The sequence below is a fragment of the Shewanella psychrophila genome (assembly GCF_002005305.1).
Classification (GTDB): Bacteria; Pseudomonadota; Gammaproteobacteria; order Enterobacterales; family Shewanellaceae; genus Shewanella; species Shewanella psychrophila.
Genome location: NZ_CP014782.1, coordinates 1,349,561 through 1,366,721, shown reverse-complemented (window position 1 = coordinate 1,366,721; position 17,161 = coordinate 1,349,561). Strand labels below are relative to the sequence as shown.

The window sequence follows — 17,161 nt, the reverse complement described above, 5'->3', positions numbered from 1 at the left end:
ATTTTGCTGAAACGGCTCAAATAACGTTCACGATCTGACCCTGCCCGCTAGCAAGTGCTAACAATGATTTTTCTTATATTTCAACAGGCTTACAGTTTGGTGAGGCTGATAATGAATTATTTGGAGATGATCACGCTCAAAGCGCACTCGGTGCATTCTTCGATGTATCTTGGAATTTCTACGATAATGTATTTGCTAGTTACAATATTGGCTATAATTCTTACGATGGAAATAAATGGGCTAGAGCTTGGGCTAACGATACTGGTTCTGGTTCTGAATCTGGACAAAATTATTTCTCAACTACAAGGCAATATTATTCATTAGGTTACTTCGTACCAGTGAATAAGTTTACTCCTTACGTTTCATTAGGCTATGTTGATTACAAATTTTCAGAATCAATATATAAACGTAGTGAAGACCCTGCTCCAGGTGTCATAACAAAAGACAGTAATACAATAGGTGGTGTCGCCGGTGAAATAGGTACTTATTTCCAAGTTTCTAAAAGCTATAAAGTGAATTTTTCATACAACTACTCAGCAGTGGAAAATCAAAGTGCCAAACTAAAAATTCATGAAATTTACTTTGGTAACGATTATGCGCTTACCGAGAATTGGTCAGCTGTCGCGAATGTCAGCTCCCGTAATATGATAAGCGCAAGTACAAACATCAATGAAACCTCGATGCAAGTGGGTGTGAAATACAACTTTTAGACTCTATGCTCCTTTGCCGTGGAATGCTAGAGAAGCGAAGGTATCTCCAAGATAATGGTCACCTTAGTATTTAGCGGCATCGCAATCTGCCATGATTGAGATGAGATCACAATCAAAGAAGGGTAAGCGTGGTGTCTACTAGTTAACATTTAGTTTCTTCTATCGTTAGTGGTTTTCTATTCATGCGAATGTTATTCGTTAGAGATAAATATTCCGAAAAGTATATACAAGCTTCGGCTTTACCGTTGAGGCGGAAGCTGAATATATGAACCCGTTCGGTGGAACCCGTAAAATTATCAGCATTAGTCGAGATGATTTCCTCACGCATCAAGAAGTATTAATTAGTTGTCTGAAGAGGGTAAAAATCATGAATATAAATAAAGCGTTACTTTTAGTTGCACTGATGCCTGTATGTGCTTTCGCTGGTCAAAGTAAACTACACGTTACCTATGATGCAAAAGTAACGGGTGGATATTATGAATCGTTCAATCAAGAACTAAACAAAGGTTATTCAGCAATCACTCGTTTGCACGGTGTTAATGGGACTGCAAGCGGATATTATCTTGGTACTGAGTTAGTGGCGTATGACCAGAATCATAAAACGGTTGATTTATTGATTGAGCTAAACGGTGTTTCTGTTACTCAAACATCATCGGTTATATTGAACAACCTAAGTCTATGCAAAGAGAACAAGTATGAAGATGATAACGTCAAGTTATCGTTCCGCATTGGCAATGATCAGATATGTGATGGTTTCTTTGGAAAGAAACTAGATGATCAGGAAGGAAGTATTTTAACTAACGTATCGATGAAAGTTAGCAAAAAATGAAAAGTAAGTCATATATCAAGTTCGATTATAAGTTGGATCGGCCATCAACAATTTACATCAAACCGACGTGTGACAATGAAAACAAAGTGTGTGGTGCCAAAGGATCGCCAATTTACTACATGAGCAGTGGTGAAGGTTACACATATTTCATGTTATTGAAACCTGATACCATTACTGGCTTTAGATATTCAGTACGAGCAGTTGGTGATGACGAACCAACAAAAGGCGCTTACATTTCAATGGGTGATAACGTTAAAGCATTGACGAAATAAACGTATTGTTAAAACAGTGGAACATAGACAGGATCTTGGCTCTACGCGCCTTTGCGTGGAATGATTATTTTGTAAACTTTATGGGTTTTCAATAATGGCTTATCAAAGGTATTTTCATATTTAACTCTCGCTCAGATTGCAGCTTCGCTGCTATGTTTGTTAAAGGCATGTGCTAATTTAAAAGGGAAATATACAGAATTTTGAAAGTTAATAACTGGAATGTACCCACATAGTGTACTAGTCAAGACCCTGTAGCAGATTCTGTGTAACTACCTATTTTATATGTAGTCTGCTATTCGATCTTCAAATTCAATAATAAAACGATTGAGTGCTGGTTTCCAGTTTCTTATCGGCATGGTCCACTTCTTCGAAGCTTGCATGATCGCCAAGTAAACGACTTTCTTCGCTGAGTCATCATTTGGGAAGAGCTTACGATTCTTGATTGCTTTCCTAATCACACTGTTTAATGACTCGATAGCATTGGTTGTATAGATGGCTTTTCGGATGTTTTGAAGATAAAAAAGATAGGACAGGCACATCTTTATTATCTGATGTTGATCACGCCCATCGTCGCCTTAGCCGTGTCGAGCCTGTTTGAAGATTACCACTGGTCTGTGTATTCGAGCTTAGGTTTGGGCTTAGTGATCTCAGGTAACTTGCTGGCTCAGATGAAGCCAGAGACTCTGGCGCTGGCTTATAAACAAGCTCCAAACGGTGATAAAGAAACAGGAGTCAGGCCCTAAATCACGCTGAGGTAAACTTATTCCATTTTATTTAAGCCGTTGTTTAAGCTGTTGATTAAGTGTCGATAGCTGGTTTGATAATCCAGATAGTCAAGTGGTATCGGGCTAAGGCTGCCATTGTGTTCCAGCACCAAAGAGGGGAAGCCTTGAATGGGCAGTGCCTGAACCTTGTGTATTTCTGTCATCAAGCGATGGTTTATCGCCTCACTGCTCAGTTGCAGGGCAAACTCTTTGGGGCCTATGCCTATGGATGCGGCAATTGATATTAGGGTGGAGAGATCCGATGGGTTCATGGCTTTAAGGTAATAGGCCTGCTGAATGCCCTCAAGCATGAGTTGTTCAAGTCCCGCCTCTCTGGCAATCAAGGCGGCACGGCACGCAGGGTAGGTTGAGCGTCTGGGCTGACACTGGCGCCAAAAATCGAAATTAAACTCGGTGCCAAGTTGTGCTGCTATTTTATGCCAGGTCTGCTCAAGAAAGGCCTTCATTTCATCTGGCATAAGAAGGTCTGAGTCTGGTGCTAGGCCACCGAGACGATATTCGACCCATATTCCTGACTCTTCTAGTGCTGCCCTCAGTTTACTCCAGGTTGGAGCGTAACCCCAGCACCAGCTGCACATGGGGTCATATACGTAATAGACTCTTGGCTTTTTGTGAGTTGATTTTTCGCGGGCTGTTTTTCCGCTAAGTAGTTTGTCGCTTAGTGTGTTTCCGTTATTTATTTTACTGAGATGGTTTAGTTCCATAGTCGCCTCGCCAGTCCAGATGAACGCTTGGTTGCCTGTAGACTGGCCTGCTCGAAGACGGTTTGGGTGCCCAGACAAGTAAAGTGGTGCTTGGCACGAGTGATGGCCGTATACACCAGCTCCTTAGTGAGTAGCTGTTTTTGTGCTTGGCTAGGCCAGAGGGGGAGCACCATGGCAACCTTGCTAAATTCACTGCCTTGACTCTTATGTACCGTCATGGCGAAGCAGGTATCGTGGCTCGGTAGACGAGCCGGGAGAACCTTTAAGATACTGCCATCAGCTTGGATAAAGTGTGCCATCAAACGAGGGGCACCACCGCTTGCTTGCGGGTTGACTCTATCGGGTAAAATAAGACCGATATCACCGTTAAATAAGCCTAGGTTGTAATCATTGCTCTGTACTATGACTGGACGACCTGAATAGAACTCATGCTCAGGCGAGATTAACTTGGCCTGTTTCAAGGCGTCTTTCACTCCTTGATTGATGCCATCAACGCCGTATTCGCCTGCACGCATGGCGCACAATATACGGAACTGGTTATAACATTCTATGATTTCTAGGGGATCGCTTTGCGGCTTGTTAGCCATCTCCAAATAGGCCTTGTAGTGACTTACCGATTGAGTCATTAACTGCTCGAGTCCGCTATTGCCTGTGCTGGTTTTCTGATGTTCAATCCAGAACAGCTCATCGTAGCCAGTTTGCCATACTTCCATGATGCGTGATTTGTCAGAGTTATTGACCGCACTTGCCAACTGGCCGATCCCGGCATCGCCCTTAAATCTATGGCTGTGCATCAGCATACATAAACTGTCACCTATGCCAGGAGATGTGCTGGTAAACCCGCTTAAATCATTCTCTGTGAGATCTGATAAGCGTTTGGAATATGGTGCAGAGTAACGCATCTGCCACTTTAGCGATTGGCTCTTGTCTGTCTTAAGTCCGTCGCAAATGTCGGCGAGCACGGCGCCGGCCTCGACGGATGCAAGCTGATCCTGATCCCCAAGTAAGATGAGTCTGGCATGGCTAGGTAAGGCCGACAGTAACTTGTGCATCATAGGAAGGTCGACCATAGAAGCCTCATCGACCACTAACAAGTCCAGTCTGAGGGGATTATCCTTGTGATGGCGAAATTGAGGCGAGTTAGGAATAACGCCGAGTAACCTGTGTAACGTCGACGCCTCCTCGGGAACCCTATTTAAACTCTGTACATCGATTGTGCCTGCGAAAGGGGTGAGCTCAGCTTTTAACCTCAGCTTAGAGGCCTTGATCGACTCGCTAAGTCTGGCGGCTGCCTTACCCGTCGGGGCGACCAGTTTTATCGTCAAGTCGGCTTCTTGAGTCATCAGGTAGAGTAACTTGGTGACTGTGGTGGTTTTTCCTGTGCCAGGTCCGCCTGTGATCACCGCCATTTTCTGGGTGAACGCCGTCGCCGTGGCTATTTTCTGCCAATCATATAGAGGGGAATCTGTGTCTGCAGTGCGGGGAAACAGTATGTTTAAGGTCTCCTGAGTCGACGCTGGGATATCTTGGATCTCACCTTTAGCCAAGTTGATAAGCTTATCAGCCACCTGAGTCTCGAATTGATAATAGCGCTGCAGATAGAGGGAGCCTTGGTCTAGTACCATAGGCGCCGAGCTCACCGCCTGAACGTCATCTTGAGGAACACCTATGGCGTTGAACTGGCTCAATACGTTAAGCAATTCATCGTGACTGCAGGTAATTTTGCACTGAGATACCTGCTCATTCATGGGGTTATCCAGCAAGATTTGCTCTACGGGCAAGCAGGTGTGCTGCTGAGAGAGCTGGTGACTGAGCAGGGCACATATGAGCAGAAATAGCTCATTATCGCTCTCACTGTGGTGATTAAGCTGTTGTCGATGAAATTCTGCCAGCTCTAGGGCAAAATGACGGTCAAGTGGCGTAATGAGACGTTCACTCTCCCATAACTTCAGCAGGGTCTTTATGGGTTGCGTTGACTGGATCATAACTTAAGCTCCAACTGATCGTTATCTAGTGCAGTCTTCACCACTTGCTCGTTTCCTCTATCACCTACCGCTTGCTCACTGTCAAATAGCGCATCCAGCGCCTGGATAAGCGCTTTAGGCGGCTTATCATAGAAGATCCCGGACTGAGGTGAACTCACTGACATGCCACGCAGAAACAGGTAGTAACTGCCACCTATGTGTTGGTCATAATCATAATTTTGCATTCTCAAGCCTAAGAATCTATGCAGGGCTAAGGTGTAGATGATGTACTGCAAGTCGTACCTATGGCTGCGAATAGCGCCTGCCATGGCATCGAAACCATAATGAGAGAAATCATCACCCAGGTGGTTCGATTTGTAATCGGCGATGTAGAATTGACCTTGGTACTCGAAGGTCAAATCAATAAAGCCCTTAAGCATTCCCTTGAGCGATTCAAAATTCAGTCCGGCGCTGTAACCATAACCTTCGAGCACGTGATTGAGTTCTTCTGCCTTTAGTTGCTTGATGGGCAGATAAAATTCCATCTCCACCAATTTTTGCCCCGGAGTTAGCTGAGCTAATGTCAGTGCGCCATCTTGAGTCAGGGAGGCATCGAGAATATCTAGATACCAGGCATTGAGCATGGTAAACCAAGTCTCATCGATGCCGTATTTTTCCATGGCGATGGGCAGTTGAACAGGCAGCTGCGCCTCGGCCAAGGTGAAATCAATCAGCTCCAGCACTAAGTGCATAAAGCTACCGGCATTGGCCCCGCGCTCGAAGGTAAATCGAGAAGGCGCCGGGTCGACCTCATCTTGAATGACTTCAAGTTCGGGGAAGCTTTCATCATCGGCGCCCGGTGCAACACGCTCATGGGGCAAGTCTTTGACTAACCCCGAGTAACTGCCCACACGCCATGGTGTATAGAGTGTTCGCTTAAGCACCTTAGGCGCTAAGGTGCATTTTTCATCGGTAACGCTTATCAAGGCTTGAGTCGAGATATCATCTTGGATATCACTGACACTGATGGCATCACTCATTAAAGATTGAGCCTGAGTTTGAATGCGAGAAAAATCACAGGCTTTGTCTTCTATTCCAAGCAGGTAGCCAATCCCGGTTTCATGGAGTTGGCTGGTGATCCCCGCTTTCTTAGTGAAACGGCTATGGTTGGCGATATAGAGGTAGCATTGATAAACCGGACGCGTCATGGCGACATATAAGAGTCGCAGATCTTCGGCTAAGTTTTCCCGTTTATGGCGTTCCCAGCCATCATCAGTTTGCTCTATATCCCATATGAGACGGTTCTTCTCATGGTAGAGCATGGGGGCTGGCTTACGGCGGTTATCTCTGGCCAGACTGACAAAAGGGATGAAGCAGACGGGATATTCCAGTCCCTTACTCTTATGTATGGTGACGATTTGCACTAGGTTCTGTTCGCTAGATAGCCTGAGCTGGGCCTCTTCATTGGCATTGTTGGCGATAAGGGCTTGCTCGTACCAGTTGACCAAGGCACTTATACCATCAAGCTCTGTGGCCTTTTGCTGCAGAAGTTCGGCTAAGTGTCTGAAATCGGTCAGACGTCGCTCGCCATCATCGCCTTGGAGTAAACGTTCGATAAGCTGAGTCTCATTGGCAAGACTGAGTAGGGCTGGCATGATCCCCCGTCTTAGCCAATGCTGATGCAGGCTATCGAATTGCTCCAGCAAGTCTTGCCTAATCATTTCATCTTGGTTGAATCCATGAATAGATGTGGCGTTATAACCTAATAAGGAGGTGGCCAAGGCAGAGCGCAGCGCTCGCTCATCTTTAGGCGTGGCCAAGGCATGTAATATTAAGGCTAACTCGCGGGCTTCTAAGGTATTAAATACGCTGTCCCGACTTAAGAATACCGAGCCAATTTGACGTTGAGATAATGATTCTCGTATAACCGCCGCTTCGTTTCTGTCGCGCACCAGCACGGCGATGTCTTGGGCTTTGAGTGCTTTACCACTGATACTGCATTGGCCAGCTTGTGATTCTGTCAGCAACCTGGCTATTTCGGCCGCGGCGTCCTCGGCCAAACGTTTTCTGGCGCTGGCTTTGTTGAGTCCCTTTTCGGGATCTTCACTCAGTAGTTTTATCTTCAGCGCTGATGTGTCTGCACTCTTTTCAATAAAGATTTTTTTATCGGCGAAAGATGACGGCTGCACTGACTCGAAGGGGATGGCGTCACTGATAAAAGGATCGTCTCGATTCTCAAACAGGGCGTTGACCGACAAGACCATATTACGGCTGGAGCGGTAATTAGTGCCCAAACTATAGTGCTGTTTAGTTTGTTCTCGCGCCTGAATATAGGTGTGAATGTCGGCGCCCCTGAAAGCATAAATGGCTTGTTTGGGGTCGCCAATCATTAACAGGCTGACATTTTTTGATGTCTGATTAGCCGGAACAAGCGCGGCCTCTTCTGTCTCTGAGGTCAATTTTTGCTGGTAGACACGGTTAAAAATAGCGAACTGCAAGGGGTCGGTATCTTGAAACTCATCGATGAGAGCCACGGGGAAGCGCTTGGCTATCAAGTTAGCCAAGCTATTTTTGTTTTCTTCCCCTGAGTCTGGACGCAGAGCTTGCTCTAGGGTGAGTAAGAGATCGTCCGGCGTCATCAAGTTACGCTCAGACTTTTGCGATGAAAAACGCCTCGATATGCCGTCTCTGGCACAATAGAGGAAGCTAGGGATGAAATCTTTGATGAGTAAACACAGTCGCTCGATATGATCCAATACCGGTGCCTGCTCCGGGGTTGGCACCTCGCCACCTTTATTGAGCTTAATGCCGCTCAGTGAAAGACTCTCCATCACTTTTATCGGTGGCAAACTCATGCTGTATTTACACCAGTTGTCCATGGCATCGAGCATAATGGCCAATTTAGGGTAGCCATCAGGCTTCTTACCGAAACGTACGCCATTGAGGGGCAGTGAATGCAGCAAGATCTCGACAGCTTCGCGCTCTCTGGGCCAAATGAGCTTGAGTCGGCTCATGCTCTGTGTGAGTGTGTCCTGTAGTTTCTTAAAGTCCTGTGGCTGTGGATGGGCATTAGCCTGACTCGCACCAAGCAGTGGTCTGAGCTGCTTAGACAGGGCATCGGGATCGGCAAACTTCTTTTGAATGATCTCGGCAAGGGAGCCAGGTAACGGATAACAGTGTTCACGCCAAAAGTCCCGTACCGCATGGTGCAAAAACTCACTGTCGTCCAAGGTAAACTCAGACTCGAACAACAGGGATGATTCGAAGGCCATATCGGCTAAAATTCGCTGACAGAATCCATGGATGGTGAAAATTGAAGCTTCATCCAGAGATTTTAATGCCAGATCCAGACGTTTAAGCGCTAAGGGACGCTCGGACTCTGGCGTGATCTGGTACAGAGATGTTATCAGTTCATCGCCGGTATCTATACCGATAAAATGGCGGTAGGCCAGTTGGATTTTCTTACGAATACGGTCCCTTAACTCACCTGTGGCAGCGTTGGTGAAGGTCACAACCAATATCTGCTCACAGCTGAGGGGCTTGTCAATGTCGTGGCCGAGTAACAGACGCACATACAGGCCGGCTATGGTAAAGGTTTTCCCTGTGCCGGCACTGGCTTCTATTAGACGACTGCCACCGAAGGGCAAGGTTAGCGTATCTAAGGCCTGAGATGTGTTGTGATGTGTATTCTTATTCGCTGTTGAAGGTGCTGATGACATTATTTATCTCCCTTTGCAGAGACGAGTCCACCTTCGACGAAGTTGGCCAGCTCACTGAGCTTGTCTTTGTGATACAGGCTAAGCATGGGGCTAAGTAGTGTCATGGCAATGTGTCCGAACTCTGCTTCTGAAAAATCATCAGGGAAACTAAACAGGCGTTGATAATGAGGCTCCATACCTTCACCTAACTGGCTCTGCTCATCGAGCCACTGACTCTGGGCTTCGAGTAACTTATCATGATGATCGCCTTCGGCTTCAACATAGGCGAGGGCGGTTCTTGGCATAAACATCAAGGGATGAACTTGCCCCGACTGGAAGTAAGCCAGCCATTGGCTAAGTTGAGCCTTGGCTTGGGTTTGTGTCAGGCAATGAAAAGCATGGAAGTGGCCGATATCAAGCAAGTAACTGATATGCGGCAGTCTGTCAGCGGTGTTAATTGAGTCCATGGCACAAATACACAGATGTCTGATATAGACGCGGATAAGATCCCGGCCATTGGCTGTGCCGGGCCTATAGTTCACTAGGCCTTTAGCGCACAAGTCATCGATGCGACCGACTAAGATGATAGGCTCATCCACGCCGTCGGCTTGGGTGAAGTTTAGCGCGATATCCATGGAACGCTGGTTATCCCCCTGAAGATAGACGGCGCGGCCGATTAAGGGCTGAATGTCATGTAGATATTGATTGAGTAACAGATCGTCGAAGGGGTGAAGCGGCAGCTCGCCACTGGCTTTTAATCGCTGCAGCAATATCTCATCGGGCATATCGAGTTTCTGTGAGATGGCATTATCTAGCAGAGATGCCTGAAGCTTGTAACGCTCCAGGGGATTGAGGCTAAAGGGTTCATCGTTATCGTCGGCCTGAATATTTAAGCCTAAATCGACCTTGAGGCTACGATTGAAGAAGTACTGGGCCGGGTTTCTGAAGAAACGAATAAGCGCCGAGACTTCAAGCTCATTATCTACTTCCACGAGATTTAAGCTATCGACGATGTCGCTGGATTGGATGATGTTTATTCCGGTATCGATAAAGCGTTGTGCCCGGTTAGTCTCATCTACCTCGTTTGCTGGACTCGGACACCATTGGGCAGAATAACTTTGTTTAAGTCCATGAACTAAGGAGGGCTTCTGGTTCATATACAGGCGTTCATCGAACGGTTGCAGCGGTTGCTCGATTAATAATTGCTGGTGGATGGCTTTTTCGATGGCCGAGATATCAGGCTTATCGCCAGGCTCTTGATTGAGTGTATCAGGCTCAAAGCCCTCTGGTAGATAGCAGAGCTGGCAATACTCCACTAATTCAGACACTAGCATAGAGGGAATTCGCTCGGAGTTATCGCGCTCGCTGTGGCCGATATAGCTGATATAGAGCTGCTCTCTGGCCGAGAGGATCGCTTCTAAAAACAAGTATCTGTCATCCAGCCTGCGAGAACGGTCGCCTTTTCTTGGCCCAAATTGAGCCACAAGGTCGAAGCCTACCGGGTGCTGAACTCTAGGGTAGATGCCATCATTCATGCCAACCAGACACACCACTTTAAAAGGGATGGAGCGCATGGGCATCAAGGTACAGAAATTGACGCTACCTGCCAGGTATCTTTGACCGACGCTGGACTCACTCAAGGTGCTATTAAACCAGTTTTGCAACACTTGGGTATTGAGTGGTGTAACTTGTCCGGCTTCTATAAGCTCAGTTTTCAACTTGTTGATCGCTTCGCGTATGGCTTGCAGTTGCATACGCTCTTCATCGTCGACCTCATAAACATCTTCAAGAAGCTGGGCGAGTTGGCTCATTCGCTCTTCTATGGAGCTGGTCTGCCCAAGCAGTTGTTGATAGCCATCTAATGTCTCAATAAAATTGAGTAACTTGCCAAGGGCTTGGGCCGATTGTCCCTCAATACCTGTCACTAATAAGGTGTCTTGATAGAGCGGAGCATCGTCACTGAAGGCGTAACCTAAGATGAGACGTTTGATGCCAAATGCCCAGGAGTTTTTATCGAAAGCGGGCAGTGACTGAGCGGTGCGGCTGGTTTCATCTCGTCCCCAACGCACCCCCGCCTGTTCGAGCCAATGCCGAATTAAGTTGAGTGACTCATCATCTAATTCGAAGCGTCTTAATACCGCAGGGACTTCTAAAATACCTAAGATATCGGTCAAGCCAAAACGGCTCTGGTTGATCGATAAAATATGCAAGAAGCTGTTGATTAATGGCGATTCCTGGGCTGCGCCCCTGTCGGCTATGGCATAAGGAATATAATGCGCGCCGTGTTTTGCTGAGAAGACGGCATCGATGTAAGGGGCATAAGCGGCGACATCGGGCAACATGATAACGATATCTTTGGCAAGCAATGGCTCGTCTGGGTCTTCGGGTGTTCGGGAGAGCATATCCAGCAGATGGTCATGCAAGGTTTCAATTTCCCGCAGCGGGCTATGACAGCTTCGAAGCGTCAGCGAGTCATCAGATTTAGTCAAAGTCCGGCGTCCATCGACTGTCAGATACAGGGAGGCATCCGGGCCTAAGCTTCTTTCTCGGGTACTGAGTTCAAGAATGTCATGTTGAATGCCACTCAGTAGGCTATCAGTACCAGGGTCTTGATAGCACTCGAAGTTAAAATTGGCGTGCTCTTCGGGAAGCTCGAGAATAAGATCAAGTAGCTCACGACCCATCTTGCCATTATTGGCCAGTAACGGGTTACCTACCTCGAGTTTATCTTCCCAGTCTTGTTCAAGCTTTTGTTTATCGGCATATTCCAATGCCATGCGGGCGCGCAGGCGTGGATCGACTATATCTCCCCAGTAATGCTGACAAGGACTCAAGTTAAGCATGATCACATCGATACGCTTGGCCAGATGATAGAGTACATCCAATGTCTGTGGCGCCATGGAAGATATTCCAAATACGAATAAACGTCTCGGCAGACCGTCGAGTGAAGTGTTGGGGTTGTCCAGGGCATCGAATAAAGATTGATGTAAATTTGCCCTGTGGTATTGGCTCTTACCAAGGACTTGGTTATTAAACTCAATCAGGGCTCGCCATAACATCGGCTGCCAGGCTTGAGCCTGGGATAATTTGTCCCCCTTGGGAGGCAGTGTTGGCTCATTGGCCTCCCAAGCAGCAATCCAATCCGGGCGATAAACCAGGTATTGATCGAAGATATCGGCTATTTGGCCACACAATTGAAACAGTTTCAGTGGATTATCATCTGCCTCATCTGTGTTAGCTCTTGTGTTCGTCTCTTTGCTAGACCCTGCGTTAAGATAGTTTTTCAGCGGGGCAAACTCCTCGACATGCAACAGTGCTGGCAGCAGCTCCATCAATTTCCAGGTCATGGCGGGTTTGGTGAAGGCATTTTCCTTAGGTACATCGGGCAACAGTATGTGACAGAGTTGCCAGATAAAGCTTGAAGGCAGAGGGAACTCCAGCGCCGCGGCTATCTTGTTCTTCTTGGCAACTTCCAGTCTAAGCCAGGTCGACATTCCTGGGCTTTGGACTAGCACATGTTCAGGCATTAACACTGGCATACCGGCAATGGGCGTCTGTAACTCCTCGGCTAGTTGCGCCGAGAGTGCTTCCATTCGATTAGACTGAACAAGATAGAGCATAAAATTCCTAAAGAAGAGTTTGAAAAAGCTATATGAAATAGAAGACTAGAGTTTATATACCTCTAGAAATCAGCAGCAACGAAGCGGATTCAAATAGGTGAAACCATTTTATGTGATTGAATTTAGATGTCCAATGAAAGCCATGATTAAAACGGCTGATTGATGATTTTTCATTAGTATCAATCGGTATAGCTGTGAGGTCACTGTTGAAAATGGGAAAGAGTTGAAACAGTGTTTGATGTGGCTTACAAGGATCTATGTTTGAAGCAGGCTGTGTTAGCCATTTCACCTACAGGTATTACCCATAATAAATTAAGGAAATGGCCAACATTTTGTCTATGTTTACTGTTACTCGCCAGTGAAATGGCGAGATGTTAAGCGGTTTTTAAAGTTTCGATATTGGTTTCGTCATGCTCAATAACCCGATCTGTAATACTTAATTGGGTTTCTCCAAGGAAGCATCCCCCAAGCTCGATGCTCAAGTTATCACTGTAAATCTTTCCGTTGATTTTACCATTAGCCAAAATTTGTATGGTGTCAGCATAGCAATTTCCTTCCACTAGACCACTGACGATGAGCTTGTCTGCCCACAGCTCGCCTTTCACTCTCCCTTCATTACTGACTATGATGGTTTGCTGCGTATTCATTTTTCCTTCGATAAATCCGTCAATTTGAATATGGCCGGATAACCTCAGCTCGCCGGCGATATGGCAACCTTTTGCGATGACAGTTGTAGTTGTGAGCTCACCCGTTGCTCGACTGTTTTTACCAAGTAATCCCATCGTATACCTTTTTGTTTTTCAAAGAGAGAATCAAAGTTTTCCAGATCCCATTCAACAAAGTTTCTTGGGTTTTTTGGCCGTCCAACAAAGCGCACTTCATAGTGCAAATGTGGCCCGGAAGACATGCCGGTATTTCCTGAATACGCAATTAAATCACCTTTTTTAATAAAGGCACCCGCTGCGACATTAAATTTTTGTAAGTGTGAATAAGAGCTGCTTATCCCAAATGAGTGTTGTAAACGAAGGAAATTTCCCGATCCTGTATTACTCGGACGCGTCACTTCTACAACACCATCTGCGGTCGCGTAGACCGGCGTTCCGGTATTAACCGCATAATCAATTCCATTGTGACTGCGCTTCTTACCGGTAATTGGGTGAGTTCGCGTGCCAAAGTTAGAAGAGATCCTGGCATTTTTAACCGGGGCGCCATTGGGTAATTCTTGCAGTAACGTTATCCTCACTGCTGATGTAATAGCGGCAGTATCTAGCCGACTCTGTAATCCGGGCTCATCTTTTATTGTGACACCTAACATTTGTTCCAGATCGCCGAGTCGATTAGAGACCTGTAGCAGATGAGATTCTCGCATCGTCAACTCTTGCTCGAGTTGCCCCTTCAACTTCATCAAAACATCCAGATCCTCTGATAACTCGAGAGATTGAATTTGCAAAGAGGCTTGTTTAGTCTTGGCATCAATAGCGGTTTCAGACAGGTAAACCAAGGACATCAGGATAAATATACTTATGAAAATAAAGCATAAGAAAGCCCAACGTATCCCTCTCTGGGATCGTTTATCTAGCCTGAAATGTCTTGAGCCATTAATTGTTGAGAATGAAACTGTAACTAGATTTTTCAATTGTGACTCTTCAATAAAGCGTTCGCTGCCCAGTGGTCAGCAATATAGACTTAAAAGAACGACAATTATAACTCGTTAATGTGATTATTTCACTTGAATTCAGTTGATTAACAAGTGTTACCCTTGTGGCGAATGGACTGATTGACCTGTAAATAAACCTTAGGGGTTAGCTGTATTTACACTTGAATTTAAATACATCTCACCTGAAACTAGATCGAGAAGTTGATTAAAATATCAGGCTAAAAATACGCATATCGGGCATAGTCAATACTGGCATCATTTAAAATAGGGTTTAAAAATGACACGCCCTAGGTTATGCTAAAAATGTTAATCGTTTCTGTTGAGGTCATTTTGAATAAAGGTAAAGGGGTCATCTTGATGTTGATGCTACTGACATTTGTCGGTCAGGCATACGCGTCTGTGATCATGCCATATTCAATGTCCATGAGCATGTCTCAAAATGGGATGACTCACAGTTCTACGATTCAAGGTCAGATGCTTCATAGCAATATGTCCGAAGATGTTATCTTGACCTCTACATCGAGTAAAGCCACGATGGGCCTAGACTCGGCTCAGTCAAGCTTATCCCAGACTATGATAAGTGATGGCCATGAGCATCAAGACTGCTGTAAGAGCGTGTGCAATTGTGCCATGGGCTCTTGTTCTTCAGTGGCTTTAACCATGGCTTTGCCTGTTTTTGATACGACAACACATCCTTTACTTAAGATGAGTGTGTTTACCGTGTCGACGCTAAATCAATTCCCTTCTTCGCTATACCGTCCTCCAATATTCGCCTGATAAGGCACAGATCCGTTTAAAATTCACGCTCTGTTCCTTTTGCCGCTAACTGCGTCCCATAGAGTGAACTCTATTCAGATTTTCCTGTTCGCTTTGACGTCAACTCAGCTCTAGGCCTGAAATTTCATTGACCCATAGGCTAACTATTCATCCTTAAGGGTCAGCAATTTTACTGAATTATTTTTCAGGCTGTGTATATTCGGAGGCCCTATGGCTTCAAAAAACACACTATCAAATATTCAAAAATTAGTACTCGAGCCTCAATCAAGTCTCTCTCGCCGACGATTTGTTATGGGGGCAGCAAGTGCCATGATGTTGGCCAGCCTGCCTTTCACTCAGAGCGTGTTAGCCGCATCAATGCGTCAAGGGTTAACGACACTCAGCGGTAAATTATTCGATCTCAGTATCGATTATCAGACCGTTAATTTCACCGGCACAGATGTTCGCGCCACTGTGGTTAATCAAAGTATTCCCGGACCTCTGCTTCGCTGGAAAGAGGGAGAAACGGTCACCCTCAGGGTCAAAAATAATCTGGATGTGTTCAGTTCCATTCACTGGCATGGCATTATTCTGCCGGCAAAGATGGATGGTGTTCCTGGGATCAGTTTTGAGGGCATAGCGCCCGGAGAGACATTCGAATATCACTTCTCTGTGGAGCAGAGTGGCACTTATTGGTACCACAGTCATTCAGGCTTTCAGGAACAAACAGGCATGTATGGTGCCATTGTCATCGATCCTAAGGATAGCGACCCAGTGGTATACGATCGAGAATACGTGGTAATGCTGTCGGATTGGTCAGATGAAGAACCTGAATCCATCTATGCCAAGCTCAAGAAACAGTCCGATTACTACAACTTTCGTGAACGCACCTTAGTCGATCTCTTCGATGACATCTCAGATAATGGCTTGGTTAACACCTGGAATGCGCGCGCTATGTGGAACAAGGGCCGTATGAGTGACAGGGATATTTCCGATGTGACCGGATATACCTATACCTATCTGATGAATGGTAATACGCCGGAGAAGGGCTGGCAGGGGCTGTTTCGCAAGGGCGAAAGAGTGAGGCTTAGGTTCATAAACAGTGCGGCCATGAGTATTTTTGATGTGCGTATCCCGGGTTTGAAGATGACTGTGGTGGCCAGTGATGGTCAGAATATTCAGCCCGTCAGTGTCGATGAGTTTCGCATCGGTGTCGCTGAAACCTTTGATGTGATTGTCGAGCCTGAGGTGGATAATGCTTACTGTATCTTCGCTCAGAGCATAGATCGCACGGGGTTCACCTATGGCAGTTTGACTTCAGATCTGGCTCTCAAACCATTAATCCCACCAATGGATCCCGTCGCCGTGTTAGCACACAGAGACATGGGCATGAACATGAAAGGCATGGATCACGGCTCGATGCAGATGGATATGTCCGGAAATGATGACAAAGCCATGGACATGAAAGGTATGGATCACAGTGCCATGCAGATGGATATGTCCGGAAATGGTGACAAAACCATGAACATGAAAGGCATGGATCACGGCTCGATGCAGATGGACATGAATAAGGTTAGTGCGACGGGGCTGGGGTTAGCTGGGTATGGCAGCAATAATGAAATAAAGCATATTTCCAGTGAGTTCGGTCCCCAGGTTGATATGCGGGCGATGAGTCCCCGCAGTGGCCTGACCGATCCAGGAATAGGGCTCAGAGATCACCAGATCTTGTACCAGCGAAAGGTTCTCACCTATGCAGATATCAGGGGACTGACTCCTACACGGGATAAAAGGCAGCCTAGCCGGGAGATCCAGCTGCATCTCACCGGAAACATGAGCCGTTATATGTGGTCGGTAAACGGTATCAAGTTCGCTGATGCCGCGCCACTTGAACTTGAATTTGGTGAGCGAGTGCGCATCACCTTAGTCAACGACACTATGATGACCCACCCTATGCATTTACACGGAATGTGGAGTGAATTAGAAACGGGCGATCCAGATTTTATTCCCCGCAAACACACAGTGATAGTGCAACCAGGTTCGAGCATCAGTTATCTGGTGACGGCTGATGCGTTAGGTAGTTGGGCTTACCATTGTCATTTGCTATTCCATATGCCGGGCATGTTTAGAAGAGTCCAAGTTAATAACGCATAACTATAAGCTCAAGTA

The 17,161-nt window shown here is 46.2% G+C and carries 11 protein-coding genes and 2 pseudogenes; 6 read left to right on the top strand and 7 right to left on the bottom strand.

Annotated features, from left to right (window positions below; translation table 11 throughout):
- Positions 1 to 62: 62 nt before the first annotated feature.
- The 3 genes and pseudogenes from sps_RS06100 to sps_RS06090 all read left to right on the top strand — a co-directional run.
- Positions 63 to 710 (top strand): annotated as a pseudogene (locus sps_RS06100) (outer membrane beta-barrel protein); the annotation flags it as partial.
- 367 nt (positions 711 to 1,077) lie between these two features.
- The gene (locus sps_RS06095; protein ID WP_149027225.1) at positions 1,078 to 1,539 is read left to right on the top strand and encodes a hypothetical protein; all 462 of its coding nucleotides are present in this window, start codon (positions 1,078 to 1,080) and stop codon (positions 1,537 to 1,539) included.
- On the top strand, positions 1,536 to 1,811 hold the full coding sequence (locus sps_RS06090) for a hypothetical protein (protein ID WP_077751726.1): 276 nt from the start codon (positions 1,536 to 1,538) through the stop codon (positions 1,809 to 1,811). Before sps_RS06095 ends, sps_RS06090 begins: the two co-directional genes overlap by 4 nt.
- 278 nt (positions 1,812 to 2,089) lie before the next feature.
- Here the strand turns inward: sps_RS06090 and sps_RS06085 are convergent.
- Positions 2,090 to 2,323, bottom strand: a pseudogene (locus tag sps_RS06085) (transposase); the annotation flags it as partial.
- Here sps_RS06085 and sps_RS06080 point away from each other — a divergent pair.
- Positions 2,321 to 2,554, top strand: coding sequence for a hypothetical protein (locus sps_RS06080; RefSeq protein ID WP_169915621.1), 234 nt, complete (start codon positions 2,321 to 2,323; stop codon positions 2,552 to 2,554). The pseudogene sps_RS06085 and the gene sps_RS06080 overlap by 3 nt on opposite strands.
- Before the next feature lie 17 nt (positions 2,555 to 2,571).
- Here sps_RS06080 and sps_RS06075 read toward each other — a convergent pair whose 3' ends face one another.
- From sps_RS06075 to sps_RS06050, 6 genes are all read right to left on the bottom strand, one after another.
- The gene (locus sps_RS06075) at positions 2,572 to 3,300 is read right to left on the bottom strand and encodes a DsbA family protein (protein WP_077751724.1); all 729 of its coding nucleotides are present in this window, start codon (positions 3,298 to 3,300) and stop codon (positions 2,572 to 2,574) included.
- The gene (recD, locus tag sps_RS06070; RefSeq protein ID WP_077751723.1) at positions 3,291 to 5,285 is read right to left on the bottom strand and encodes an exodeoxyribonuclease V subunit alpha; all 1,995 of its coding nucleotides are present in this window, start codon (positions 5,283 to 5,285) and stop codon (positions 3,291 to 3,293) included. The genes sps_RS06075 and recD overlap by 10 nt, the downstream gene beginning before the upstream one ends.
- The gene (recB, locus tag sps_RS06065) at positions 5,282 to 8,983 is read right to left on the bottom strand and encodes an exodeoxyribonuclease V subunit beta (protein ID WP_077751722.1); all 3,702 of its coding nucleotides are present in this window, start codon (positions 8,981 to 8,983) and stop codon (positions 5,282 to 5,284) included. The genes recD and recB overlap by 4 nt, the downstream gene beginning before the upstream one ends.
- Entirely contained in the window at positions 8,983 to 12,582 is a 3,600-nt protein-coding gene (recC, locus tag sps_RS06060; protein WP_077751721.1) for an exodeoxyribonuclease V subunit gamma, read from the bottom strand. The genes recB and recC overlap by 1 nt, the downstream gene beginning before the upstream one ends.
- Positions 12,583 to 12,956: 374 nt before the next feature.
- Positions 12,957 to 13,364: a bactofilin family protein gene (locus tag sps_RS06055; RefSeq protein ID WP_077755565.1), complete on the bottom strand. Its 408-nt coding sequence runs from the start codon at positions 13,362 to 13,364 to the stop codon at positions 12,957 to 12,959.
- Complete coding sequence (locus tag sps_RS06050; RefSeq protein WP_237158004.1) at positions 13,274 to 14,089, bottom strand: M23 family metallopeptidase; 816 nt, start codon at positions 14,087 to 14,089, stop codon at positions 13,274 to 13,276. The genes sps_RS06055 and sps_RS06050 overlap by 91 nt, the downstream gene beginning before the upstream one ends.
- 453 nt (positions 14,090 to 14,542) lie before the next feature.
- On the opposite strand from sps_RS06050, the gene sps_RS06045 reads away from it, so the two are divergent.
- A complete protein-coding gene (locus tag sps_RS06045; RefSeq protein WP_077751719.1) occupies positions 14,543 to 15,016 on the top strand; it encodes a hypothetical protein in 474 nt (157 codons plus the stop codon).
- A gap of 210 nt (positions 15,017 to 15,226) precedes the next feature.
- A complete protein-coding gene (locus sps_RS06040) occupies positions 15,227 to 17,146 on the top strand; it encodes a copper resistance system multicopper oxidase (RefSeq protein WP_077751718.1) in 1,920 nt (639 codons plus the stop codon).
- The last annotated feature ends 15 nt before the right edge of the window (positions 17,147 to 17,161 follow it).

Excerpts from the sequence above, each read along its gene's own strand:
- sps_RS06095 (WP_149027225.1), top strand. The coding sequence starts at position 1,078 with ATGAATATAAATAAAGCGTTACTTTTAGTTGCACTGATGCCTGTATGT.
- sps_RS06090 (WP_077751726.1), top strand. The coding sequence starts at position 1,536 with ATGAAAAGTAAGTCATATATCAAGTTCGATTATAAGTTGGATCGGCCA.
- sps_RS06075 (WP_077751724.1), bottom strand. The coding sequence starts at position 3,300 with ATGGAACTAAACCATCTCAGTAAAATAAATAACGGAAACACACTAAGC.
- recD (WP_077751723.1), bottom strand. The coding sequence starts at position 5,285 with ATGATCCAGTCAACGCAACCCATAAAGACCCTGCTGAAGTTATGGGAG.
- recB (WP_077751722.1), bottom strand. The coding sequence starts at position 8,983 with ATGTCATCAGCACCTTCAACAGCGAATAAGAATACACATCACAACACA.
- recC (WP_077751721.1), bottom strand. The coding sequence starts at position 12,582 with ATGCTCTATCTTGTTCAGTCTAATCGAATGGAAGCACTCTCGGCGCAA.
- sps_RS06055 (WP_077755565.1), bottom strand. The coding sequence starts at position 13,364 with ATGGGATTACTTGGTAAAAACAGTCGAGCAACGGGTGAGCTCACAACT.
- sps_RS06050 (WP_237158004.1), bottom strand. The coding sequence starts at position 14,089 with ATGTCCTTGGTTTACCTGTCTGAAACCGCTATTGATGCCAAGACTAAA.
- sps_RS06045 (WP_077751719.1), top strand. The coding sequence starts at position 14,543 with ATGTTAATCGTTTCTGTTGAGGTCATTTTGAATAAAGGTAAAGGGGTC.
- sps_RS06040 (WP_077751718.1), top strand. The coding sequence starts at position 15,227 with ATGGCTTCAAAAAACACACTATCAAATATTCAAAAATTAGTACTCGAG.